This window comes from Companilactobacillus kimchiensis (assembly GCF_001438805.1).
GTDB classification, from domain to species: domain Bacteria; phylum Bacillota; class Bacilli; order Lactobacillales; family Lactobacillaceae; genus Companilactobacillus; species Companilactobacillus kimchiensis.
The window spans coordinates 128,312-153,514 of sequence record NZ_JQCF01000003.1 but is presented as its reverse complement, the minus strand read 5'-3'; the positions used below and the strand labels follow the sequence as shown (position 1 = coordinate 153,514).

20 protein-coding genes and 1 tRNA gene are annotated in these 25,203 nt (G+C 35.9%); 1 reads left to right on the top strand and 20 read right to left on the bottom strand.

From position 1 onward, the window contains the following. Positions 1 to 492 precede the first annotated feature (492 nt). The 10 genes from IV57_RS03070 to rbsD all read right to left on the bottom strand — a co-directional run bounded on the left by IV57_RS03070 (position 493) and on the right by rbsD (position 11,623). Entirely contained in the window at positions 493 to 2,274 is a 1,782-nt protein-coding gene (locus tag IV57_RS03070; protein WP_057880026.1) for an ABC transporter ATP-binding protein, read from the bottom strand. After that, positions 2,271 to 3,992 carry an ABC transporter ATP-binding protein gene (locus tag IV57_RS03065; RefSeq protein ID WP_057880025.1) on the bottom strand — a complete coding sequence of 574 codons (1,722 nt, stop codon included), beginning with the start codon at positions 3,990 to 3,992 and terminating at the stop codon, positions 2,271 to 2,273. The genes IV57_RS03070 and IV57_RS03065 overlap by 4 nt, the downstream gene beginning before the upstream one ends. A 755-nt stretch (positions 3,993 to 4,747) precedes the next feature. Beyond that, positions 4,748 to 6,043 (bottom strand): adenylosuccinate lyase, encoded by a 1,296-nt coding sequence (purB, locus tag IV57_RS03060; protein WP_057880024.1) that lies wholly within the window; start codon positions 6,041 to 6,043, stop codon positions 4,748 to 4,750. Positions 6,044 to 6,046: 3 nt separating this feature from the next. Beyond that, positions 6,047 to 7,177: an ATP-grasp domain-containing protein gene (locus tag IV57_RS03055; RefSeq protein ID WP_057880023.1), complete on the bottom strand. Its 1,131-nt coding sequence runs from the start codon at positions 7,175 to 7,177 to the stop codon at positions 6,047 to 6,049. 18 nt (positions 7,178 to 7,195) lie between these two features. Beyond that, complete coding sequence (locus IV57_RS03050; RefSeq protein ID WP_057880022.1) at positions 7,196 to 7,777, bottom strand: xanthine phosphoribosyltransferase; 582 nt, start codon at positions 7,775 to 7,777, stop codon at positions 7,196 to 7,198. Between the two features lie 51 nt (positions 7,778 to 7,828). Next, entirely contained in the window at positions 7,829 to 8,473 is a 645-nt protein-coding gene (locus IV57_RS03045) for a glycoside hydrolase family 73 protein (protein WP_057880021.1), read from the bottom strand. Positions 8,474 to 8,568: 95 nt separating this feature from the next. Then, positions 8,569 to 9,771 (bottom strand): MFS transporter, encoded by a 1,203-nt coding sequence (locus IV57_RS03040; protein ID WP_057880020.1) that lies wholly within the window; start codon positions 9,769 to 9,771, stop codon positions 8,569 to 8,571. A gap of 144 nt (positions 9,772 to 9,915) precedes the next feature. After that, positions 9,916 to 10,116: a cold-shock protein gene (locus IV57_RS03035; RefSeq protein WP_041500642.1), complete on the bottom strand. Its 201-nt coding sequence runs from the start codon at positions 10,114 to 10,116 to the stop codon at positions 9,916 to 9,918. A gap of 189 nt (positions 10,117 to 10,305) precedes the next feature. Then, positions 10,306 to 11,214, bottom strand: coding sequence for a ribokinase (gene rbsK, locus IV57_RS03030; RefSeq protein WP_057880019.1), 909 nt, complete (start codon positions 11,212 to 11,214; stop codon positions 10,306 to 10,308). A 13-nt stretch (positions 11,215 to 11,227) separates the two neighbouring features. After that, the gene (gene rbsD, locus IV57_RS03025; RefSeq protein WP_057880018.1) at positions 11,228 to 11,623 is read right to left on the bottom strand and encodes a D-ribose pyranase; all 396 of its coding nucleotides are present in this window, start codon (positions 11,621 to 11,623) and stop codon (positions 11,228 to 11,230) included. A 169-nt stretch (positions 11,624 to 11,792) separates the two neighbouring features. On the opposite strand from rbsD, the gene IV57_RS03020 reads away from it, so the two are divergent. Then, positions 11,793 to 13,196: a hypothetical protein gene (locus IV57_RS03020; RefSeq protein WP_057880017.1), complete on the top strand. Its 1,404-nt coding sequence runs from the start codon at positions 11,793 to 11,795 to the stop codon at positions 13,194 to 13,196. A gap of 101 nt (positions 13,197 to 13,297) precedes the next feature. Here IV57_RS03020 and IV57_RS03015 read toward each other — a convergent pair whose 3' ends face one another. The 10 genes from IV57_RS03015 to IV57_RS02970 form a co-directional block, all read right to left on the bottom strand. Continuing rightward, complete coding sequence (locus IV57_RS03015; RefSeq protein ID WP_057880016.1) at positions 13,298 to 15,940, bottom strand: SLAP domain-containing protein; 2,643 nt, start codon at positions 15,938 to 15,940, stop codon at positions 13,298 to 13,300. 249 nt (positions 15,941 to 16,189) lie between these two features. Next, positions 16,190 to 18,553: an SLAP domain-containing protein gene (locus IV57_RS03010; protein ID WP_057880015.1), complete on the bottom strand. Its 2,364-nt coding sequence runs from the start codon at positions 18,551 to 18,553 to the stop codon at positions 16,190 to 16,192. A gap of 665 nt (positions 18,554 to 19,218) precedes the next feature. Then, a complete protein-coding gene (locus tag IV57_RS03005; RefSeq protein ID WP_057880014.1) occupies positions 19,219 to 19,749 on the bottom strand; it encodes an SLAP domain-containing protein in 531 nt (176 codons plus the stop codon). Positions 19,750 to 20,100: 351 nt separating this feature from the next. Further along, positions 20,101 to 20,604 (bottom strand): SLAP domain-containing protein, encoded by a 504-nt coding sequence (locus IV57_RS03000; protein WP_057880013.1) that lies wholly within the window; start codon positions 20,602 to 20,604, stop codon positions 20,101 to 20,103. A gap of 128 nt (positions 20,605 to 20,732) precedes the next feature. After that, on the bottom strand, positions 20,733 to 21,581 hold the full coding sequence (locus IV57_RS02995; RefSeq protein ID WP_269083213.1) for a helix-turn-helix domain-containing protein: 849 nt from the start codon (positions 21,579 to 21,581) through the stop codon (positions 20,733 to 20,735). Positions 21,582 to 21,747: 166 nt separating this feature from the next. Further along, positions 21,748 to 21,833, bottom strand: a tRNA-Leu gene (locus tag IV57_RS02990). Positions 21,834 to 21,869: 36 nt separating this feature from the next. Next, positions 21,870 to 22,334, bottom strand: a complete 465-nt coding sequence (locus IV57_RS02985) for a SprT family protein (RefSeq protein WP_057880011.1) — start codon at positions 22,332 to 22,334, stop codon at positions 21,870 to 21,872. 1 nt (position 22,335) lies between these two features. Continuing rightward, positions 22,336 to 22,770, bottom strand: a complete 435-nt coding sequence (locus IV57_RS02980; RefSeq protein ID WP_057880010.1) for a hypothetical protein — start codon at positions 22,768 to 22,770, stop codon at positions 22,336 to 22,338. Positions 22,771 to 22,775: 5 nt separating this feature from the next. Next, positions 22,776 to 23,756, bottom strand: coding sequence for a glycosyltransferase family 2 protein (locus IV57_RS02975; protein ID WP_057880009.1), 981 nt, complete (start codon positions 23,754 to 23,756; stop codon positions 22,776 to 22,778). Further along, the gene (locus IV57_RS02970; RefSeq protein ID WP_057880008.1) at positions 23,749 to 25,203 is read right to left on the bottom strand and encodes a hypothetical protein; all 1,455 of its coding nucleotides are present in this window, start codon (positions 25,201 to 25,203) and stop codon (positions 23,749 to 23,751) included. The genes IV57_RS02975 and IV57_RS02970 overlap by 8 nt, the downstream gene beginning before the upstream one ends.

The following is a 25,203-nucleotide window of genomic DNA, read 5'->3' as shown; positions in this document are numbered from 1 at the left end:
AAATGAGTGGTTACTTTTTCAGCAGCCTCCAAGGTACGCTGACCAAGTAGAATTTCACGGCTGACCCTATTGCCGATTTTTATTCCAGACTAATTAACTCTTTGATTGTTTGTTTCTATTAATAATTAATGAAAAATATATTTTCAACTCAAAAAGCCTATATTAACTGTTATTTCATTCAGTCAATATAGGCTTTTACTAGTTCTTAGAAAGATACATTAAAGTTGGTAATATAAAAATAGTTCTCAATTACACAATATAGAAATCAACCAACTAGCTCGGAGCAAGGAAGAAAAAATGGCTCAATAGCGACATTTTACTTATGCGGCGGTCTTTGCCGGATTAGTAAAAGGCCAAGCTTGAAGACTATTGTCAATGCCTTGTGCATTGATGATAGGCTCCAAGTTGTGCCCGCTATGTTCCAGCCGATTTTTTCTTCCTTGCGGAGAGCGGCATCATAATAACAGCTCTGTTAACTTACGCTCTAACTGACTAATCAGTCACCATTTGATTATGATAAAGTCCTGCATAAAAGCCATCTTCAGCTAACAAAGCCTCATGATCGCCTTGTTCAATAATTGCACCATCTTTAAGCACAATGATCTTGTCGGCATTCAAAATCGTCTTGAGTCGGTGAGCAATCACAAAACTAGTTCGACCTTGAATCACACGATCCATCGCTGCTTGAATTCTGGCTTCAGTAACTGTATCAACATTGGAAGTAGCTTCATCTAAAATCAATAATTGTGGACTGGTTAAAATAGTTCTAGCAATTGACATCAATTGCTTTTGACCAGCTGAAAAGACACTCTGTTCATCTGAAACTTTCGTCTCATAACCATCTGGCAAACTAATAATGAAATCATGGATATTGGCTTGTTTAGCGGCATCAATTACCCACTCCATGTCTGCATCAGGAGCACCATAACGAATGTTGTCAGCAATTGTTCCGGAAAATAGTTGCGGATCCTGCAAAACAATTCCCACATGTTCCCGTAATGCTTTCAATGAAAACTCACGAATATCAGTGCCATCAATTGTGATCGAACCACTGTCGACATCATAAAAACGATTCAACAAGTTCATAACCGTGGTTTTACCTGAGCCTGTAGGTCCAACTAAAGCCACCATTTCACCTTTATGCACATTGATCGATACCCCATGTAAAATTTCTTTGCCAGGTAAATAACTGAAATGAACATCTGAAATTTGTAATTCTTTTTTAATTCCAGTTAAGTCTTTGCCATTCTCAGGTTGAATTTCATCTGGTTGATTTCTAACTTCATCAACACGACGAGCTCCGGTGATTGCCAATTGGATCATCCCGTACAAACTAGTCAACGACATAATTGGTTGGTAATATTGTTGCGCATAATTAACGAAAACAACTACCAAGGCCAAGGCTGCCCCAGTTGATAAGGTTCCATTTAAGGCAAACCATGAACCAAAGAAGATAACAATCGATGTATTTAGCAAAGACATTCCTTGCATCAATGGATTCAAAATACCTGACCAAATTTGACCAGACATGGCTGATTTACGTACTTTTTGATTATGTTTCAAAAAGCCATTGATCGAATCTTTTTGTAATCCATTAGTGATGATCACTTTTTGTGAAGTAACTTGTTCATTGATATAACCGTTCAAGCTACCAATATCATCTTGTTGATGATTAACAGCTGCCCCAGCCTTTTTCATAACAATTGCGGCAATGACTAAGGCCACTGGCGTTGAAGACATGGTTACCCAGGCCATCGTCGTATTTTGAGCAAACATTACGATCAATAAACCAATAAATTGGGCTACAGAAAGAAAAATTTCGATCAAAGCTTGATTCAAGGCATTAAAAATATTATCCAAATCTGATGTATAACGTGCCAAAATATCCCCATCACTGTGTGAATCAAAATATTGCACTTGCATCCGTTGCATCTTGCGGAATAGTCCTACCCGCATGGTACCGGTAGAAAAAGCCGTAATTCTAGCTAAGATCATACTGGCAATAAACAAGGTTCCAGCATCGCCAAGATACAGCACCAGATAGATCCAGAGAGTTTTATGGAAATTTCCTAAACTAGCACTCGAACGAGTTGCAGCACTAGTCCATTTTTGTAAATAGGTCGTCAATTCGGAAACTGCTTGGCCAAGATAGGTCGGAGCAATAACGATACAGGCAGTTGAGATACCAATCAGTATGGCTGTCATTGTAAAGCCAAACCAATATCTTTTCAGATAGTGCCAATAATACTTGCTTGCATTCTTCAAATCGCTCATGACATTTCCCCCTCTCGCGCCTTTTGAGTCTGATAAATCTTTTGATAAACTTCATTATTTGCTACTAATTCTTTATGATTGCCGTTTCCAACAATTCGACCATCATCCATTACCAAAATTCGATCAGCTCGAACAATTGAAGAAATCTTTTCAGCAATTACAACTGTCGTGGTCGTCGTCAAATCCTTGTCCAAAGCTTCTTGAACTAGTTTTTCTGACTTAGCATCCAAGGCTGAAGTAGCATCATCCAAAATCAAGATCTTAGGTTCAGCAATAACTCCACGAGTGATCGACAAACGTTGTTTTTGTCCACCAGAGAAGTTCGACGACCGTTCCTCAACAGGTGCATCGTAAGTCATTGGTAACCGTTCAATAAATTCAGATGACTGAGCAATATTAGCGGCCCACTGCATTTGATTAACGGTTGCGTCTTCTTTTACTTGTCTTAGATTATCCGAAATTGTTCCCGAAAATAATGTCGAACGTTGAAGCACATAGGCTACCGTTTTACGTAATGATACTTCAGAAAGTTGGCAGACATCAGTCCCACCGACTTTGACAGTTCCAGAGTCTGGATCATACAAACGAGCAATCAATTGCGCCATGGTTGTTTTACCAGAACCAGTGGCCCCAACGATTCCCATCATTTCTCCAGCCTTAATTTTAAAACTAATATCCTTCAAAGTTGGTGAATCATCACCTGGATATGTAAAGGTCACATGATCAAATTCAATGTCACCTTCAACTGGATCTGAAGTTCCCTCAACATATTTCATGCTAGGTTCGGTATTCATTACTTCGCCAATTCTTCCTAAGGAAATATTAGCTCTGGAAGCCATAATCATTAGAAAACCACCATTAATAACTGCAAAAAGAATCTGCATCAAATACGAAATAAAACTAGTAATGGCAGCTAAATACGTTGGATGCACCGTTATATTCTGTCCGACTAAATAAACAGCAATCACAACTGCTATATTAGCGGTCAAAAAGAAAGCCGGCATCAAAATAGCAAAGTTATAACCAATTTTAGCGGTAACTTTAGTTAGCTTATCTGAAGCTTTTGAGAATTTAGAAATTTCATGAGGTTCCTGGACAAAAGATTTCACAACTCGAATTCCCATTAAATTTTCACGGGCAACTGTATTAACGTCTTCAATATCTTGTTGAGTTTCCGCAAAATAAATACTCATCTTCTGATATGAATACCAACTGACACCAAGAACAATTAGCATCATTCCAAGTAAAACCCACCATTGTTGTGGCATCGTCACCATCGCTAGAATAAATGCACCGATAAATAATAGTGGTATTCGGCTCACTTGTTGAAAACCAGCCATGACAATTTGTTGAATTTGATTAATATCATTGGTCATCCTAACTACTAAATTAGAAGCCGAAAATTCTTCGACATCCGCATAAGCAAAGGATTGCACTTTTCGATATAAATCTGCCCGCAAATCAGTAGCAACTCCAAGAGCAACATGAGCAGAATAAATCGTATTAATCACCCCGGCGATAATTCCAATTATTGCCAAACCAATCAAGATTATTCCTTGTTGAAAAATAACCGTTTTATTACCATCCAAAATTGCATTCATAATTACCTGCAATAGTCGCGGTTGCCAAAGTGTTGCAAAAACTAAAGCAATTACGGAAATAAGAGCAATATAAACATCTTTGCGATAGCGCTTAATATATGGCATTAATACTTTCATAATATTCCCCCTCACTTACGTTTCAATTGAGTAAAAAAAGGACAAGATTGACCAACTGTAGCTAGGCTACATGGCATCTTGTCCTGCCTGGATTATAAACAGGTCTTTAGTTAATAAATTGAAACGCTAATTGAATCGTACGCTGATTGATTATTTAATTCAAGCATCACAATTATAATCAGTGTTAAATCTTTCTCCAAAATCATTCAATCAAAAAAACCACCAAGTTAATTGTTTTAGTATCCCTACTTTCAATTAACTTGATGGTTTTTCTTAACGACAAGAATAGTCCATATTATCTGACATTATGATGCCGTTCTTTCTGATATTTGGTTAAAAATTCCGTCTTCCACAACAAAGTCGATTTGGCTGGAACGCAGTAGGACGACTTGAAGCCAATGAAAGTCACATTGTCTCCAAGTTCGACCTTATTCTAATCAATAAATTGCTAAAAATAATTTTACTGCTGAGCCAATCGGCTTTATTGTTCCAGACTAGATAACCGGTTACTTGTTATTAATTTAAAATAATGAGAAATTATTTTTAATCAATAAAATAATCAAAGTGCTACTTAGTCTGGAATAAAAATCGGCAATAGGGTCAGCCATGAAATTCTACTTGGTCAGCGTACTCTGCTGGCCTAGTAGAAGGCTCGATTTCAAAACAACTCCGAACTTGAGTTGGTTCGAAACGATGCCCATGGCGTTCCGCCCTATTGCCGATTTTTATGGAAGACGGAAAGTTAAGTGTGCTCTCTATTCTAGTCCTACGCGTTTAAAAATTTCATCAACGTGACGAAGGTGCCAGTGATAATCAAAGGCATCATCGAGGTCTTTATCAGACAACTTATCAGTTACACGTGAGTCATTTTCAAGCATAGTTCTGAAGTCTTTCTTTTCATCCCAAGCTTTAGCTGTCATTGGTTGCACAATGTCATAAGCTTGTTCACGAGAATAACCGGCTTCAACTAGTTTTAATAGAACACGTTGTGAGAAGATCAAACCGTGTGTTAGGTTCATATCTTCTAACATCTTGTCTGGGAAAACTGTCAAATCCTTAGTAATCTTAGTGAATCGTTTTAACATGTAATCCAACAATTCAGTTGTATCAGGAATAATAATTCTTTCCGCTGAACTGTGTGAAATATCACGTTCATGCCATAGTGGAACATCTTCCAAGGCTGTGAAAGCATGTCCTCTAATAACACGAGCCAAACCGGTCACATTTTCAGAACCGATGGGGTTACGTTTATGAGGCATGGCTGATGAACCTTTTTGCCCGGCCGCAAAATACTCTTCAGCTTCACGGACTTCGGTTCTTTGTAAATGACGAACTTCAAGGGCAAAACGTTCAATTGATGTGGCAATCAAAGCCATTGTTTGAACATATTCAGCATGAAGGTCACGAGGAAGCACTTGAGTTGAGATTTCTTGAGCGCGAATGCCCAACTTATCACAGACAAACTTTTCCACATCAGTAGGAACGTTAGCATAACTACCAACCGCACCACTGATTTTACCAGCTTCAACACCTTTAGCAGCATGGTCAAAACGTTCGATATCACGTTTGATTTCGGAATACCAATTAGCTAATACCAAACCAAAAGTTGTTGGTTCAGCATGCACCCCATGGGTTCTACCGATCATAACAGTATCTTTGTATAATAAAGCCTTTTGCTTAACTACTTCGAGAAATTCATTTAGATCTTCACGGATAATATCATTAGCTTGTTTCATCAAGTACCCATAGGCTGTGTCAACAACATCAGTTGATGTTAAGCCAAAGTGGACCCATTTTCTTTCAGGTCCTAGATAACGTGAAACATCTCTTGTAAAAGCAACTACGTCATGTTTAGTTTCTTTTTCGATTTCTGCAATCTCAGAAACATTAAACTTAGCGTTTTGAGCAATCAACTTAGCATCTTCAGCCGGGATTTCTCCTTCTTTGCTCCATCCTTCGACAGCGGCAATTTCTACTTCGAGCCAAGCTTGAAATCTGTTTTGGTCAGTCCAAATTGGTTTCATTTGTTCAGTTACATATCTATCAATCATGAATTATTCTACTCTCCAAATGTTAGTTGTTAAGATATCATTTTTTAATTCTTCGACGTCGTCTGAGAAAATTGAAATATAACCGACATCACGGTCGGCTTGATTCTTAGCTTTAAAACCTGTGTAATAGTTAAATTTCCATTGAGCCTTTTCCTGAAGTAAATCCAAACTCTGGGGCAAATTTCCCTCAATGATCTTCAAAGTTGCCGCATTCGACATGGGGAATATTTCAGGAATCGGCCAATCACAAATGGCTCTGATATGTAATTCAAATTGTGAAATTCCAGTGGCTTCTTGATAAACGTTTGCTGAATAATTGATGCCTGGGAAAATCCTTTTAACATACAAAACCCCGGATTGAGATAGAATAAATCCTATTCCGAAAATTCCCACATAATCAATATTTTCAGCTACCATCAAAGCAACACGCTGCATTTCAGCTTCTACATCGGGATCATTTTTCTTATAAATAAAAGAACTCATCAAATGGGTCCCATCATATATTTCCTGGATCATTGGAAAAGTATGAATTTTTTGATCCTTACTCTTGCTGACCATAATGGAATATTCCGTCTTAGTATCGATCCATGCCTCTAGAATATAGGTTCCATCTTGGAGTAACTTTTTAACCCGTTCCACATCATTATCATTGTAAAGAATATGACGTTTCAAAACGGTTTGATTCTTTTGAATTGGTTTTAAGATACATGGAAATCCAATTTCTTTAACTGCACTTTTGATATCATCAACCGTCACAATTGAAAAAAATGGAGGAACATTGATATTCAAATCATTTAAAAACGTTCGTTCGATATAACGATCCTGAACAATTGCTAACAAATCTGATCCTTGAGCCACATTAAAGCTGTCAGTTAATTGTTTTAAGAGACCACTATCAAAATTCTCATCCATATATAAAAGAAGGTCACTTCTATGGCCCAATTCACTTAGATTTTCGATGTCCTCTAACGTACCAACTAAGAAGCTATCCGCAGCTTGTGTCGCAATATCATTTTCCTCATCCGTTAATAGCATGGTCCGAAAGCCCATTCTCTTAGCTTCCAATTCAAGAATATATGTTTCGCTACCGCCACCAATTATGCCTAATGTTTTACCGGGCGCAATAAAAGTCATGATTCCACCTTCTCATTACTAATCGTCTTCTTCGCCAAAGACCACTTGTCCATTTTCAAAAGCTGTAATTCTAGCCAATGAGTATATTGGAGTACCTGTTTTGTCGATCATTTGTCTTCCCTTTTGGAAGGACTTTTCAATCACGATACCGATTCCAGCCAATTGAGCACCAGCATCATCGATAATTGTATTCAAACCATTAACAGCTTGACCATTAGCCAAAAAATCATCAATAATCAAAACTTTATCATCACTTGATAGATATTTCTTAGCAATACTAATATGGTTAGAAGTTTTCTTTGTAAATGAATAAACTTCTGACGAATAAAGATCATCACTCAATGTAACTGATTTGTGCTTTCTAGCGAACACAACTGGTACTTGGAATTTTAATCCTGTCATCACGGCGGGAGCAATACCTGAAGATTCAACGGTCAAAATCTTGTTGATACCAGCATCCTTAAAATGATTGTAAAATTCCTCGCCCATTCTTTCCATTAACATTGGGTCAATTTGATGGTTTAAAAAACTATCTACTTTAAGCACATCTTTGCCTAAAACTCGACCATCTTTTCTGATTCTCTCTTCTAGTTCCTTCATTACATTCTCCCTATTTTAATAGAATAATTAGAGTCTATCATACTTTGATTTTTACTTGATACCCTCATCGTACTTTTTCAGGTTATATTTCTGGATAATCCGAATAATCTTGGTTGTATAGCCTGGATCAGTCGCATATCCGTCAGTTTGTAAAGCCACTGCAGCCTCAATATAATCCTTCGATTGTAGAACTTGCTTGTATTGTTGCGAATTCCACGTCGTACCATTGACCAATAATTTAGTATGATCCTTCATTGACTCACGAAAATCCGAATAAACTCGGAAACGTCCATTGATAGTTATCCACTGACCATCAGTATATTCTTTGGTTTGCAAAACCTTCGTATTGGAAGGATCCTCACCTTTGATACCAAAATAATTATTATACTGGCTGGCCAAAGAACTAGTACCCCAGTTACTTTCCAGAATAGCTTGAGCAATCGTAATACTGGGTAGCACACTATACTCTCGACCTAAATCGACTGCATATGGTGCCACTTTTTTTACAAAAGCAGTGTGATCCTGTTGGACAACTTCAACTTGTGTTTCACTTTTATACTGAACATATCTCCTGTAACCAAAGAAACTGACTACAAACACAGCGATAATCGCTAGTAAAATATAAGTTGTATTATTCTTTTTATTTCGCTTGCGCCGATAATTTCGACCTGCTGTATATCTCTTCTTTTGTGGCAATTGATCTATCCTTTGTAGTTTATTAACTCTAATTATAGCCGATAACCTTGAATTTTTTATGATTTGAAAAATAAATTTAAGATTTGCTTAGGTTATCATTTTTCCAATCTAAATTGTCTTGGTTTTGAGTAATATACCCATAACATCAAAGCTAAAGCCTCTAAAACAGCGGAGAATAAGAAAATACTCTTGTAACCAGAAAAAGTAGCGATCCAAGCGGCTAACATTGGACCTAACACATTTCCAAAAGATTGTGCTGACTGATTATAACTGAAAACTCGTCCAAATATGGCATTGGGTACGTTTTGTACAGTTAAAACCTGTAATGATGGAATCAAGGCAGCATCTGAAATACCTAAAATAAATCGTAAAGCTACCAATTGCCAAATATTTTGAACAAAACTAGTTAAAATAAGACAAATAATTGCCGAAAATAAAAAAATCATCATACTACGCAAAGCTCCCAAGCGGTCAATCAGACTACCAACTACTCCTGCCATCAAGATTGTGGCAAATCCTGGAGCAGCGGAAACGATTCCTGTCATAATCACCAGTTCTTTGCCGCCTGAATCAAGCTCTCTGACCAGCAAGCTCAACATTGGTGTAATTGCATTGGTGGTGGCTTGAACCGCTAAGAGCGACCCAAACAAAGCCAAAAAGAACTTCCAACCGATCCGTTTCATTATTGGAAAAGCTAGTTGTAATTCTTTTTTTGTGATTGGAACAAAATTTTCTTTAACTCCTAACAAGGTTGTCAGAAAAACTATTGCCATCAAGAAACTAGTGACAAAAAAGGCCCCTCGATATCCAAACCAAGTTGCTAAGGCCCCCCCGACCAATGGTCCAATCAAGGTCCCCGTGATACTACCAGTTACCAATTTACTCATAACGCGTCCCTGAATCTTTTTTGGTGCCGAAACTGACATTAAGGCATTAGCATTATTGATATAGCCAGAAAAAGCCCCTTGAAGACAGCGAAATACCAATAGGAACCAGACGTTAGGTGATAATCCAATCAAAAAAATCGTTAAGGTCATCACTCCTGAAGCTCGTAAGCACATAAGTTTTCGACCCTTAAGATCAGCCAGTCTACCCCACAGTGGTGAAACGATAGCCTTACTTAGATAAGTTAAAGAAAAAGCCGCAGCCCCCAAAAGGTTTAGCTCGGCCTTATTAAAGTGTCCTAATGTATCAATAAATAAAACAATGAATGGTAAAGTCATTGCATTACCCATATCGGTAATTAAACTACCAAACCAAAGGATCTTAAAATTCTTTTTCCAGTTATCATTCTGCATAATTTATCCTTAAAATTAATTTCTAAGTCTTAATAATAAACTAGCAACGTGTATTTCTTGTAAATTTAAGGTAAAGATTTATATTTTTAGATACTAAAAAAGCTAACTCCTAAGAGTTAGCTTTTTCTTATCAAAGTTTAATAATTAAGCTTTGTTAACGTTTGATGCTTGTGGTCCGCGATCGCTATCTTCGATATCGAAAGTAACTGCTTGGCCTTCTTCAAGAGTCTTGTATCCGTCGCCTTGAATTGCTGAGAAGTGAACAAATACGTCACTACCATCTTCGCGAGTAATAAAACCATAGCCTTTTTCTGCGTTAAACCATTTAACTGTTCCGTTTTCCATTAGAAAATCCTCCTGATAAATAAAAAAATTTTTTGTGCATTATTTCGTGGTACATCATGGAAGAAAGTCTAATGTTACAAAACATTCAAACCATTCGAACCATTCACCATTCAAAAATACATCTATAATATTAACATGCTTGACCAATTATTTCAATCTACTTTTACGTAAAGTTTCTTTTACAATCACTTAAATTTTGACATTTTTAACATAAGGGATAGAATTTTGCGCTCCCTGAGTTTGAACCGTAATAGATGATGCTTTGCTAGCAAATTTCATTGCTTCCTCGATATTACCTAAATCGGAATTCAGCGCTGAAGCTAAATACCCGATAAACGTATCACCAGCAGCTGTTGTATCAACAGTGTTAACCTTAAAAGCATTAACGAAACCATCCTCTTCACCAAGTGAATAAAAAGCTCCATTAGCGCCGACAGTTATTATAACATGCTTTACGCCCATTGTATGCAATTTCTTTGCAGCTTTTTTCATTGAGTCCAAATCCGTCACCTTAATTCCGGTAATAGCTTCGGCTTCAGTTTCGTTAGGAACAATGATATCACTGAGTTTCAAGAGTTCTTCAGGAATATTATTCTTGGCTGGTGCCGGGTTTAAAATCGTTAAAACTTTATTAGCTTTAGCAATTTTAAAGGCCTCAATTGAAGCCTCTAGGGGCGTTTCAAACTCAGTGATCAAACAATCAGCACTAGCAATTGTTTCTGAAGCATTTTTAATATCTTCAGTCGTAATTGTTTGGTTAGCACCACCATAAATCAAAATACTGTTTTGACCATTGTCATCTAAAAGAATATAAGCTTTACCAGTTCCGGCAGTTTCGTCCTCAGTTACATGTTCAATGTTCAAACCATCTTCCTTAAAAGTATCGATCATAAAGTCTGCTGCATGATCTTTACCTATCTTAGAAATAAATGCTGTTTCTGAACCAGCACGAACCGCAGCAATAGCTTGATTAGCACCCTTACCACCACCGGCAGTAGAACGATTGCTCATGGCCATGGTTTCACCAGGTAATGGTAACCGAGCAATATTTAAAATAGTATCAACGTTGATTGAACCTAGTACAACAATTTTCTTCATATTAAATTCCTCTTTAAAATACAACTCCACTTTCAAGCAAAATGTTTGAATATGGTGTTTCCTCACCTGTACGGATAAATGCTTTAGTATCACTCAAATCTTTTTTCATTTCTTCATGGGCAATAAATTCAATTGGAGTATCACCGACAATTTTTTTAATGGCAGCCAATTGTTCAGGATTTTGAATTTTGATTTCTTCAGCTAAATAAACTTTTTGAACTTGCAATTCACTCAAGACATTATCCAATACTTGAATAAAGCTTGGTAGTCCAGCTTCAACCGCCAAATCAATTTTTTCTGTATCTGAAGGAACTGGCATCCCAGCATCACCAATTCCAATAGTATCAAAGTGACCCATTTGGGCAATAACCCGTGATATATCTGAATTTATAACTCTCGTTTTTTTCATAAGAACTCTCACCTTTTCTGTAATCGTTTGCAAAATCAATACTAACATGCACCATTATCTAAGTAAATATTTTATCAATATCCAGTCAATCGTGGCAAGTATAGATTCTTATTGCACACAACGATGTTAAAATATATCCTTATAAGAGATATTCAAAAGAGGACAAACTATGACACGAACAGCAAAACTTAGTTTTTATTTCATATTATTCATCATCTTCGGTTTAATTGGTCTTTGGATGCCACTGCTTGGAGATGATCTACATTGGGGAACCTACTTTGGTAGTAATTATTTCCCACAAGGAATCTTTCTAAAATACGACGGTCGTTATCTAGGTGATCTTTTAGTTATTACCATGACTAAAGTACGCCCCATTGCCTTTCTGGCTTATGGAACTTTCATGACTACTATCGTTTATTTGATTCAAAAGATTAGAGAACAGATCAAGATGCCTAAATCAATCGGTTTAGTTTCAGCATCCCTAGCTACAGCCTTGATTTTATTGACTCCTAAAGTTATTTTTAAACAAATTTTAGGTTGGCACGCCGGCTTCGCTAATTACGTTCCTTCATTAGTCTTTCCGTTATTCATGCTCTACCTAGTTTTAAAAAATTATGATAACAAAGACGTTCACTATTATCGTACCAGCACCATCCTTATATTCTTCGCTGCCATTGCCGCTCAATTTTTTGCCGAACATATTACCATTTTAAATGTTTTCAATAGTATCCTAGTTTGGTTATTCTTGAGAAAACATTTTGGCAACCATTTTAAAAAAATTCTTAATTTAATTTTAATTGGTAATTTCATTGGAGCTTTTCTAATGTTTATCAATGGCGCTTATCTCAAGATTCTCTTCGGGACAGATTCTTATCGTTCAGTTAAGGGCTCCGCTACAGCCGACACAATGTTTAATTACATGAGAACTCAATTTTCAATGAAACACCTCTTATTATTAGGTGTTGCCACTTTAATTTTTACCGTAGCTGTAATTCTTTATACTCTAAGAATTAAAAATACCAAACAAAAAATTGCTAACTTCTCACTATTATTATCTGGTTTCGTCGTTATTGCACCATTCCTTGTCGTTTCACCATTCGGATCTAGATGTATGTTTGCTACTTACATGTTCTTCATCGCCATCTTTGCCATTAATTTCGATTTATTGTTAACAGCTTATGAGCGGTACATTTTACCGATTTTTATGTTGATTGCTATTGGACTTGGTATTAAAACCGATGCCGTTGCCCATAACTATGGCAAAACTTTCAATATGCAAATTCAATATTCTCAATATCAAAATACTGTTAACCGTAATACACAATATTTCCTTCAATATAAAGATACTAATTACATCTGGTTAACTGCTCCCATTCAAGATGATGGTAACTTCGCCGAATTATACGTCAAAGATGCTAACCGCAACAAGGTTCCCATCAATTATTACGATTGGACCGATGCAGCTAATAAAATCAAAAAGAACAAATACCAGACACATGATGAATATATGAAGGCTTTCGATAAACAAATCCTTCAAAAGGTTAAATTAATTCAAGCTAAAGAAAACAAGTAAAAAAACACTATATTATGTCTGACTCCACTAGGAATCATTCATTAATATAATGTTTTTTTTACTAAAATTATTAAAAGTAGGGTACTTCGTTAACTTATGATTTAATCAACTCGAACATATTCATTGGTAGAAACCCGTTCATAACGTTGACCATCAACTGTAATAATTCGATCAACTTTCCAAACAGTCCCCGCTGGTAATCCTCTGCTTAAAACCCGACCAGATGCATCGTAGAGTGCTGTATCAGCAGTGGCTCTACAAATAGTTGAAACTGGTTGATAAGTATTGGCATTCATTTCGCTGACCCATTCATCGGTAGCCACCCGATACATTTTAACGCCATTGATAATGGCGCAACCATCAGTAAACCAATCACTACCGGCTGGTAACGTTGCTCCTAAGCTTTTCCCTTGAGAATCATAAAGATCAGCTTTCCCAACAATATTAACATTAGTTTTGACAGCCACTGGGGTAAAGGCAATTGAACTACTTGCTGGTAGATATTCATCTGGTGCAATTTCATAATAATCAGCACCAGCGATAGTCACGATTCGACTGTATTTCCACTCACTGTTAACAGAAACACCAAAGCCCAAACTATCACCATAAGCATTCACTAATCCAGTATAACCAAAGCCAAGAGATCTGATCACACCTGGTGTGGATGATTTAGTAATATTATAATCACTTGCCAAAACAAATTGTTTATAACCTACTAGATAATAGAGTTTGCCTTTGATCATTGTTGTTCCTTCAACACCCATATCAGCCAAAAGTGCATCTTTACCTGTCGAAGTAACATTGATGTAATGAATTTTAACCAGCTCTCTGGATTTAGGTGTAATCGTAATTGGTTTGATTGGTTTAACGGTAATTCCAGTTGTAGAAGAACTGCTGCTGTGATTACTACTACTACTCTTGGCGATAGGATCTTTAGTATAAGTCAAAGTGATCACTTGTGGATCTTGAGTATAGGCACCCTTTAGACCAACAGCTGCTCCCTTCAGCGTATAACCAGCAACTGTACTGTCAGCTGTTAAGTCAAAACTGTCACCGATATTAACACCATTGACTATCTTAGTCATAGCCACTCCATTAGCCATGATTGGTTTGCCATTAGCATCGACGTAATCAATCGTAACATTGGGATGATCTTGCCAAATTAGTGGTTGACCATGAACCGTGATGTTGATAAAAACAGATTTATTATAGTATTTGAGTGTTATCGCGTTAGGATCATAACCATAAGTAAAACCAGCATCACCATAAGTCAAAACTTTAGCATTGGGGTCAGCACCGACTAATTTATATTGATCATTACCCAAATTAATTAAGTTATTATTGGCCAACTTATCTGCTGGTACGGTACTTGAGAAGTGATATCCCGCTGCCAAATCATCGCCATCAATTCCAGTCACTGGTTGTGAAGTAAAAGTAATTGGCTGACCTTTGACGGCATAAATTGGAATTGAACTGTAAACACCACCGTTATTATTAAAGTTCAAGTCAGCAGTCCGATTAACGTCCTTTAATGGAGAATAATCGCTAATAGCATTACCATTAAACATGATAGCGTTATATTGTTGACCATTATTAGTGTAGTCGATCAGCCAAGGCGCTAAAGTCTTCAACTCAGAATTATTAATTCCGTTATAATTATTGTCACCGTAGAGAATAACTGCACCATAAGATGGAACCTGTAATTTGGTGATTTGTTCAGCTGAAATTTCCTTAGCATTCGGATTACTAAAGTTACCAACCAATTCCAAACCATTGAACTTTATTCCGTTCAAAGGGGTCAAATCCGGATTAGCCTTGGTATCAGAACCCAATCTAGCGGTAAAGCTAATCATATCCTTTGGCAATAAGCGCATATATTGAATACCATTTAGACTTTCGATTGGTGCCATTGTTATTTCAGAAAGACCCTTTTGACTGGGAGTTTGCCATTCATTTAGGGTTAGTGAATCAGCTAGATGGTAATTTCTAATATCGCCAACAGTTACATCAGATCCTGCTTTGATACCCAGAGCATCTTTGACCATACCACCCAGAACTGGATCAGTGAAACTAACAACTGAGCTATCCGTTAAATTGGCTGGTAACTCATAAGAGTCCGTTGGTGTAGTTGATGTAGTTGTGCCCGCAGCCGTATTATCAGTGGGAGTTTGAGTCGGAATACTTGAAGCTGGCAGCGATAAACCACTACTAGAATTCGACGTTGGTATCGTTGCGGTAGTTGTTGCACTTGTTGTTGGACTTGCTACTGCACTTGCTGTTGCACTCATTGACGTACTTGTTGTTGCGGCTGTTACTGAACTTGGAGCCGTACTTGTTGCCATCGTAGTTGGCGTTGGTTGTTTAACTGCCACTGATGTTGGTTGTTTGATTGTTGCTGACGTAGTATCACTACTGCTGGTATCAATTGGTACAACAGCTACTTTACTAGTCGGAACCGTTGCAGTTGCTTTTATCGGAATAGTAGTTGGAGCAATAACCGACGTTGTTTTAACGGTGGAACTTGAGCCAGTTGTCATAGCACTCGGTGAAGCCGATAATGATGTAGCAATTGGATCAGTTCTAGTTGTTTCTGGCTTCGAAGTTGATGAACCCGAAGGACTAGTTTGGGTAGTAGTAGCTGTTGTGGTAGCAGCAGCTTTTACCGATTGTCCAGAAACAGCGGTCAAAATCATTGTTGAAAATAATGTAGCCCCTAAATAAACTTGTCTTTTATCAATTAACATATTAATCACTCTTTTCTTTATTTCTAAAGATGATTTTAAATCACAATTTTATGTATACCAAAAATATGAAGCACAGTATATTTGATTATATTTGTTGTAATATCAGCATTAGTACGCAATTGTTCCGTTTTACGAACATATAGACCATTTGTATTAGACGAAATTTGTCACGATGATTTTTATATCACAAATAAAAAAGTTGTAATTATTATTTTTCATAATAATTACAATTTTTTTGATATTTATTTACTATCTAACATCATCGATATAGTCTCTAACGAATTCATCGGTTGAAACACGATAGAAGTGTTCTCCTGAACTATTTTCGACCACTTCATCAACTTTCCAAGCAGTACCTGCAGGAAGCTTTCTAGTCAAAAGATTACCGTTGATATCATATAAAGGTGTTGTTAAAGTTGCATGATACTCTGACGCAACTGGTTCATAACTAGCAACATTCCCATTACTGATCCATTCATCAGTGGCCACCCGATACATTTTGACACCATTGATAATGGCACAGCCATCTGTGGCCCATCTACTACCTCTGGCAAGAGCTGTCCCTAAACTTTGACCTTTCGCATCATAAAGTACAGCTTGTGAATTTACTACCACATCTGTCCTAGTGCTAACAGGAATAAATTTAACCCCACTAGCAACCGGCACAAATTCATCAGTTGACACTTGATAATAATCATTGCCATCAATAGCCACAATTTTACTATATTTCCAAGCCGTGTTAGGTGCCAAGGTACTAATTACTGGTTTACCTTCAGCATTGACCATCCCTGTAGCTGTATCAAAGATTCTCACAATTCCCGTCTCAGAAGAGATAACAGTATTAAACTTTGTACCCGTCTTAGCTATCACACCGGTATTACTACCAGTTTTTGATTTAGTAGGAGTCGTAGTAGGTTTAGTTGCCGGAATAGCACTATAAGTTAAATCAATTACTTGTGGATTTTCAGTATAAGTTCCTTTTAATGAAGTAATCGGACTAATTAAGTTATAACCGACTACTTTACTATCAGCCGTTAAGTCAAAGGAATCACCAATTTTTGCACCATCAAATTCCTTTGTCATTGAAACACCATCTGCTTGAAGTGGAGTCCCATTAGTATTTAGATAATTGATTATCACGCTAGGAGCTTTTTGCCAAATAATTGGTTGAGCATTAATTCCAAAGTATTCTAATTCATTGGTTCCATAATCTTTCATCAAAGTTGCATCACTATTGGAACTGCTCATAAACCCTAGATCACCATAAGTTAGATTATTAGCAGTGTAATCAGGTTGGGCAATTTCATATTTATCATTTCCTAAGTTTTCAAGATTATCATCAGCTATCTCAGCTGGTGCAACTGTGCCAGTAAAGTGATAAGTATCTGCCAAATCCTCACCATCTAAACCCTTAAATGGTTGAGCTGTAAAGGTTAATGGTTGTCCGGTAATACCATAAGCTGGTGTCGTATCATAATTACCGTCATTAAATGAAATAACCGATACACCAGAGCTAGGATTTATTCCACTCAATGGTGAAAAATCAGTAACCGAGGCATAATTCAATTCAATTTCTTTACCTTGTTGAGAATTATTAGCAAAACTCGTTAACCATGGTCCAAGTTCCTTTAATTCTGAATTATTAACTCCAGAATAAGGATAAACACTCGTATCTCCATTTAATTCAACTAAAGTAGCATTAGTAGTTTTCAATTTAGCAACTTGATTGGCATCGATTTCCTTGTATTTGGAATCACTAAAATTACCATTAATTTTTAAATGTACCAAATTCAAGTTATCCAACGGCGTTAAATTTGGATTGGATTTTGCATCAGAGGCAATCTTAGCCTCAAAGTAAACTTGAGTTTTAGCAGGTAAAAGTTGTAAATATTGTAAACCATCCAAACTTTCTACTGGCTTAGCTTGTTGATCACCCATCGAACTAATTGCCGGATTTAAATTTGCTTGATATTCCGTTTCATTAATATCCAATATCGGTGCAGTATAAGATTTGATATCGCCTACGGTAAGATCCGTACCTGGTTTCAAATTAAAGTCCATTTTAGTTGCACCCTCAAGCAATGGATCAGTAAAAGGAACCACTGTACTGTCAGTAACATCACTAGGAATTGTATAAGAATTTGTGGTGGTTGTTACTGGAGTAGTCGTCGCCGTGGTCGAACTAGATGGACTTACTGTTGTAGCACTTGTTGTGCTTGGAGCAGTGGTTACTGTCGATGTCTTTGAACTGGTTGTTGGAGTCGTATTTGTAGTTGTAACTGGATTAGCAGTTACACTTGATCCAGTCGTTACTGCTGTGGTACCAGTTGTGCCCGTCCCCACGGTAGCTGAAGTACCTGTTGCGGCACTGTCTGGTTTCGACGTTTCTACTGTCGTCATTGGTGCAACTGCTTTAACGGTTTTAGTGTTGGTTGATATCGGTGCGGATGGGATCGAACTCGTTTTACTTGTTGCTGTCTTTGTCGCTGAAGTTAAGCTTGTTGTATCGTCTGTCGTATCGGCCTTAACAGCTTGATTAGTTGATAATGTTGCTAAAATCATTGAAGAAAATAACGTTACGCCTAAATAAAGGCTTCTTTTATTCATAAACATATGAATCGCTCTTCTTTCTTTTCAACATTAATGTTAGGTCGATAAATAATATATACCAAATAAATAGTATTAATTATATCAAAGCCATAAACAGCCTTTATACCAGTCATATCAAGGCTTTGTATTTTATCATTTCTTTTCTATACCACTTGTATAAATTGGATGGATTTTATAATAACCATTCGCAAATTTAATTATAAAAAAAGATACGAAATAAATTAACTTCTTTATTTCGTACCTTTTCTTCTTTTATCATATTATTTACTATTAAGACATTATCGAGAAACTATACCAAAGACAAATTATAGGCAATCAAAGCCTTGACTTAGGTTCTTCATTAATGTATACCATTCATATGGAATATAAATATATTTAAGCCATTTTATCAACATTTATTTGATGAAATACCGTGAGTTTCATTTTATTCCACTTTTCGAAAAGGCATCTTACGAAAACTGAACAACAATCTAACCAAAATGATAGTAAACTACGAATTGTATTAAGGATTGACCTCCGATATATCAAATAACTTTTAAGTGCATTTGGCAGTGTACATAAAAATTGATATGTATATAAAATAAAAAAGATATTCGCGGTCGGCATACCACAAATATCTTTAAGAGATTAATAATTCACACACGGTATTAAAATAAAATTTAAGTAAATTAAATTGTAGCACTAAATGATTGTTCAACGACATCGTACATGGCAACGTACTCGTCAGGAGCAATTCTTAAAAATGGAACAGGATTAGACGTATTTATTTCAGTATCTGTAGCCCACTTGCTACCAGATTCGATTGATACGTTATTTTTTTGCACTAAATTATGATCGTAAACATTAACAGGTTTATCAGCACCGTCAATTGATTGAACTTTAATGATCATTCGACGGTTTTTGTATGCAAAGCTATCTTTACTACTTAAAAATTGATTAGGTGATACTTGAAAATACTTAGTTCCATTAATACTTTCAGTCTTAGCAACTTGCCAAGTACTGTCTTTTTGAAGAGCAACGTTAGTTCTAGTACCATTTTGATCATACAATGGTGCTTGATCTGAACTTACTTGAGCATAATTCCCCTTTTGAGTAACTGATTGGGCATTTACATCAGTTACAGTAGTTGAAGCAGCAGTTAAAGCACTTCCGGTACCTAACAAAGCACAGACTAAAAATAGAATAGATTTTTTCATCATTCTCGACCTCGATATAATTTTTTACTTTTATTCCCCTATGCAACTATTTTTTGGCAGAAAAATAGTGTACACAAAAATTGATATGTATATAAAATATAGTTCTTTAATAAATCCACACGGTTTGCTCATATAATTTTGGCATAATTATAAGCAACTTCATAGTACAAGGTATTGGCCGTGATTACAACTTATATTTGTCAAAAAACAGATATTTTTTTATTAAATTTTTTATATATATTATATATATAAAACTAAAAGTTGCTACACCCCTTGATACTATCTACTTTTGTAGATATTGGGTTTTAAAAATATAAAAAAAGAGTTATCTTGATAGACAACTCCCTTTAAAAACTAGTATCTTTCTGTAAATGATTGCTGGATCACGTACCACATACCCACATATTCATCAGTGGCTACTCGAACGAAAGGCATTCCGTCTGGTGTAGTAATAACGCGATCAGAATACCAATAAGTCCCTGGTGCCAGAGCAACTTCGGAACTTTCGACAAATTTATGATTATACACTGGGACATCTGCATCCGTTGTTACTTTAATAACTTCTGGTCTATCACGATACATATAGCTATCGTTGGAACTTAAAAATTCATCGCCAGATACTTGGTAATAATCAGTTCCCTTTATATCAAGTGTCTCGCCAAGATACCAATCACTATTCTCTGGCTCTGATTTACCTAAAGCTTTTCCTGAAGAATTATATAGTTCTGCAGAACGTGCACTCACATCAACAAAATATCCACTAGTTACAGATTCAGCCTTGACACTTTGGGTAGGTAGAAATGAAAATCCAATGCCTAGTAGGATAGTTAAAAACACTACTAAAATTTTTCTTTTCATTTTTTATACTTCCTTAGTCTCCTTAGACTATTTAAAGTATAATATGTTTAAACAAGTACAACAATTTTACTGCCCATTCATATAATTATAAAAAAAATCATCAGATGACATATCTGATGATTTTTTTATTAATTTTTATCCATGCTATCTAACAGAGTTTCGTTTTTATTAGCTTTAGCCAAATAATAAGCTAAATTATAATAATCCTGATATTCTGATTTTTTCTCAACATCATCTTTAATTGAAACTGCAGCCGATAGATTAAGTTCATCCAAGAAATAAGAAGTATTTCTTTTTTGAGCAAATCTTAAACCACATTGGCTGAAATCATATGACCTCTTATACAACTTCATGCTATTAAAAGATTCAGCAAGGGTTTTACAAATAAATAGAACTTCTAAATCATTTGCATTAGGGATTTTAGAATCTTCGTCGACTGAGTCATTGATCATTTGGAAGTAATATTGGGCACGATCATTATGTGATTGTCCCAAGTAATTGAGTCCCTTGAACAAATATGATAACAATGTATAAATATCATCATTAGCAGACTTAGTATACTGTAAAACTTTATCCAAGTTAAACAGTGAGACATCAAAATCACCTTTCAAATAATCCATTGCACCCTTAATTAATTCATACTGTTTCATGTCATTGTCGGTTAATTTTCCCTTCAACGTTGACAATCTATCTTCTACTTCAGCAATACTCTTTAGTAGAACATCATGCTCAATCGCATCTAGAATACTTTCATCTTTGGCAGATGATCCATTTGAAAAATCACTAAAAATATCATTTAATGTTAAATCTAGCTTCAAACAAATCTTGATTAAAATATTCACTGTTGGTGCGGTATTATGCTTTTCGATTTTACTAATAGTATTTTGAGTACAAATATCATTGGCTAACTCAATCTGAGTCAAATTCATTTCTCGTCTTTTATTATAAATAATAGATCCAAGAAACAATGGCAACACACTCCTATCTATCGTTATGACATTTATCAATAATACTATACCACCACATTAATATATGTATGCATTTTTATAATAAATAATTAATACAAAATACATATATTTTTTTATTAATAATGACTGAGGCACAAAAAAAAGCAGCTGAACAAATGTCCAACTACTTTAGTGATGCGGGTAAGAAGATTCGAACTTCCACGGAGGAAACCCTCCACAAGATCCTTAGTCTTGCGCGTCTGCCAGTTCCGCCATACCCGCATGCACTTATTACTATACACATAACTCAAAAAATTATCAAGCTGAAATGGATATATCTTTAACATACCTCAATTTGCCGTGGCATTTACCACAAACGTAACGTTTAGTGTTAATTCGCTTAACTCGCCGGTAAATTGTCTGACAATTACTACATTCATAAATATGGTAGGTCTTATTTTTCACGTTACTTCTTATCGGCGAATAACGTAGCCCTCCGACTTGTTGCAATAAAACCTTAAAAGTTCGATCTCTATGCTGTGCAGGTAGACCATCATTATATAAATGATAATGACATAATTCATGTTTAATAACGCCCACAAGCATTTCATATCCAAACTGCTGATAAATTTTGGGATTAATATCAATATGTCGATCATTTAAATGAAAACGTCCACCAGTGGTTTTTAACCGTGCATTAAAATACGCCTGGTGAATAAAAGGCTTCCCAAAATATTCTTGGGAAACCTTTTTTATTAGCTCCGTTAACTCTTGATCAGTCATCTTAAGCTAAGTCAGTCAACTTTTGGATCAATTTTGAAAATTTATCCATATATTCGTCCTGTTTCTTTTCAGCTGCATCGAAAGCTTGACGATCAACCTTTTTATCATCACCAATACTTGCAGTCATTTCAGTACAACCAGCCACGTAGTTTTTGAAAGCTGAAACTAGCGAAATATGTGTTCCCATCAATCTTGCGGGTGCCTTACCCTTTTCAAGTTTAGCTAAAACATCTTGATAGTTACTTGTTCCAGTTGTGAAATCTTTTTGGATTTTTGTATAAGCCACGTCATCCAACTTATCAACCTTACTACGATCAAGTGCATCACGTAATTTTTCGAATTCTGGGTTCAACTTATCTTGTTCTTCTTGAATTGATTGAACAGTATTGTTAATCAATTGACCATATTGCATAGCCTTTTTTTGTGCGGCATTCATAATAATTACCTCTTATTTTCTTCTTGTGTTTTTTCAGTATAAATATCTTTTTCAATGGTAAATCTAGGGCGTTGTTTGACTTCGCTGAAAATTTTCCCAACGTATTCACCAATCACACTAATACTAATTAATTGTACACCACCAAGTGCCCAAATGGATATCATTAGTGACGACCAACCATCCACAACATTCCCATTGATTTTTTGAACAAAACTATAAATCAACAATAAAATACTAATTAAAACAATAAAAAATCCTAATCCCATAATTAATTTAATAGGAACAATTGAAAATGACGTAATTCCATCCATAGCAAACTTTACCATCTTGCGTAAAGGATACTTGGATTCACCTGCAAAACGTTCTTTTCTTGCGTAATATACTTTAGCCGATTTAAATCCAACTAACGGAACAATTCCACGTAAAAATAAATTACGTTCACGATAACTCAAGAGAACTTCACAAGCTCGTTGACTCAATAGCCGATAATCAGCAGAATCAGGTACCAATTTAACACCTAAAAAGCCCATAAATTTATAAAACAGTTCTGCCGTTCCACGTTTAAAAGCTGTATCAGTATCCCTATTATTTCTGACTCCATAAACGACCTCGGCACCTTTGAGATACTCATCTACCATTTTAGGAATGGCATTTACATCATCTTGTAAATCGGCATCTATCGTTATAACGGCATCAGAATCCTTAGAAGCTGAAGTTACGCCAGCCAACAGTGCACCTTGATGTCCAAAATTACGACTCAGTTTAACCCCTGATACTACGGTGTATGACTGGGAAAACTCGGTAATTAATTGCCACGTTTTATCTTTACTACCATCATCCACATAGACGATCTTACTAGTTTCAGAAATCTTCTTAGTCTTGATCAGTTCATCAACGATTCCAGTCAATTGTTTGGTCGTTTCATGTAGGACTTCTTCTTCATTATAACATGGAACGACGATACTTAATTTAAATAAATCAGACATCTGTTTTCTCCCATTTTAATCTAGCCCATTCAAAAATACTGTATAATCCTAAACCACCTAAAATTGCAATGATGGGCAAAAATTCCAGACGATAACGTCCCTGAACTTCAATCAACAATTGTACAACGGCATACGCTAGCATTGGTAAAATCAATAAAAACAACTTATTATCGGTTTTATTTTTCAATAGTTTCACTGAACCAATCCATGAGAAAATAATTAACATAATTGTTCCCATATAGCCTAACAATTTGGCAAAGTTGCTTACCTTCAGAGAATGTTTGGTCTCAAAACCTGTGAAATCAATTGCAGTCGAACGACCGGCCCACATGGTTGCATTCTTATTCCAAAATAAATTGAACCAACCATGAGTAGCATTTAAATTACTAATATTCTCATGAATTATCTCGTGCTCTTTCGTACTCATCTTAGAGCGACTATCTTTAAGATCAAAGCGGTTGACCATCTGTTGATCGTAGGAACCACTGGAATTAGCGTCCAAACCTACAACAAATTTCCATTCTGAATCACGATTAGTCAAACCATATGAATTTAAACCAGAATTTTTGATTGCCATTCCGGAGGCCGAAAAAATAATTTGATAAATTATCAACGTAATCAATATTTTACCGATACCGGCAAAATTAAGTTTACCTTTAGTAATGAACAGATAAAGCAAAGCATAGACCACAATCCCTGCAATAATCACTGGTCCAATTGGTCGCACAATACTTCCAATTGCTAGTGTTACTCCGGCCATCACATAAGTCCAATATTTATCTTGCATCAAGAGATAAAAGGTTAGTAAAAACAACATCATCCCGAGATATTGATTATCAGCCTGACTGTTTAGAGCAAACCAATCCAGATCAATCATCAAGACGAAGACCGTCAAACGCGCCAACTTAACTTTATTAAAAATTTGCATCGATAATAAATATGTTAAATATAAAATCAAAACTTGATAGACAACATTTAGCAATTGCAGTGCCATAATATGATGACCAAAGATCTTCACCACCGTCATAACGTAAACCAAAAATCCTGTCTGATAAGCCCATTTGGCAAAATAATCATTATCATAAGTGAAAATTTCTTTTCCAGCTAAAGCTTTTGGCGCCGTTCTCCAAAAAGCTTTGAAGTCACTGACTTGGGTTGATGGAACTAACTTCAACCAAATAATTGCTACAATCGCGAATACCAGCAACAGACTGATCAAAATCAAATGGTTCAAATTCGGATCATTGTCCCGAATCTGATACAAAAAATAGCCAATTCCTAATACAAAAATAATTGCACAAAGAAAAACCAGTATGGCTAATACTGGTTCTATCTTTAAATAATTAACTGTGTAAAATTGTACCATCTGTATTAAAACTACAGACGTAAAGATCACAAGACAGGCAATAATTAATTTACTGATGACACTTTGAAATTTACTTAGCAT

Coding starts and splice junctions, on each gene's coding strand:
- IV57_RS03055 (WP_057880023.1), bottom strand. CDS start 7,177: ATGACTTTTATTGCGCCCGGTAAAACATTAGGCATAATTGGTGGCGGT.
- IV57_RS03015 (WP_057880016.1), bottom strand. CDS start 15,940: ATGTTAATTGATAAAAGACAAGTTTATTTAGGGGCTACATTATTTTCA.
- IV57_RS03035 (WP_041500642.1), bottom strand. CDS start 10,116: ATGGAAAACGGAACAGTTAAATGGTTTAACGCAGAAAAAGGCTATGGT.
- IV57_RS02985 (WP_057880011.1), bottom strand. CDS start 22,334: ATGACTGATCAAGAGTTAACGGAGCTAATAAAAAAGGTTTCCCAAGAA.
- IV57_RS03010 (WP_057880015.1), bottom strand. CDS start 18,553: ATGTTTATGAATAAAAGAAGCCTTTATTTAGGCGTAACGTTATTTTCT.
- rbsD (WP_057880018.1), bottom strand. CDS start 11,623: ATGAAAAAAACGAGAGTTATAAATTCAGATATATCACGGGTTATTGCC.
- rbsK (WP_057880019.1), bottom strand. CDS start 11,214: ATGAAGAAAATTGTTGTACTAGGTTCAATCAACGTTGATACTATTTTA.
- IV57_RS03020 (WP_057880017.1), top strand. CDS start 11,793: ATGACACGAACAGCAAAACTTAGTTTTTATTTCATATTATTCATCATC.
- IV57_RS02975 (WP_057880009.1), bottom strand. CDS start 23,756: ATGTCTGATTTATTTAAATTAAGTATCGTCGTTCCATGTTATAATGAA.
- IV57_RS03005 (WP_057880014.1), bottom strand. CDS start 19,749: ATGATGAAAAAATCTATTCTATTTTTAGTCTGTGCTTTGTTAGGTACC.
- IV57_RS03000 (WP_057880013.1), bottom strand. CDS start 20,604: ATGAAAAGAAAAATTTTAGTAGTGTTTTTAACTATCCTACTAGGCATT.
- IV57_RS03040 (WP_057880020.1), bottom strand. CDS start 9,771: ATGCAGAATGATAACTGGAAAAAGAATTTTAAGATCCTTTGGTTTGGT.
- IV57_RS02980 (WP_057880010.1), bottom strand. CDS start 22,770: ATGAATGCCGCACAAAAAAAGGCTATGCAATATGGTCAATTGATTAAC.
- IV57_RS03070 (WP_057880026.1), bottom strand. CDS start 2,274: ATGAGCGATTTGAAGAATGCAAGCAAGTATTATTGGCACTATCTGAAA.
- IV57_RS03065 (WP_057880025.1), bottom strand. CDS start 3,992: ATGAAAGTATTAATGCCATATATTAAGCGCTATCGCAAAGATGTTTAT.
- IV57_RS02970 (WP_057880008.1), bottom strand. CDS start 25,203: ATGCTAAGTAAATTTCAAAGTGTCATCAGTAAATTAATTATTGCCTGT.
- purB (WP_057880024.1), bottom strand. CDS start 6,043: ATGATTGATAGATATGTAACTGAACAAATGAAACCAATTTGGACTGAC.
- IV57_RS03050 (WP_057880022.1), bottom strand. CDS start 7,777: ATGAAGGAACTAGAAGAGAGAATCAGAAAAGATGGTCGAGTTTTAGGC.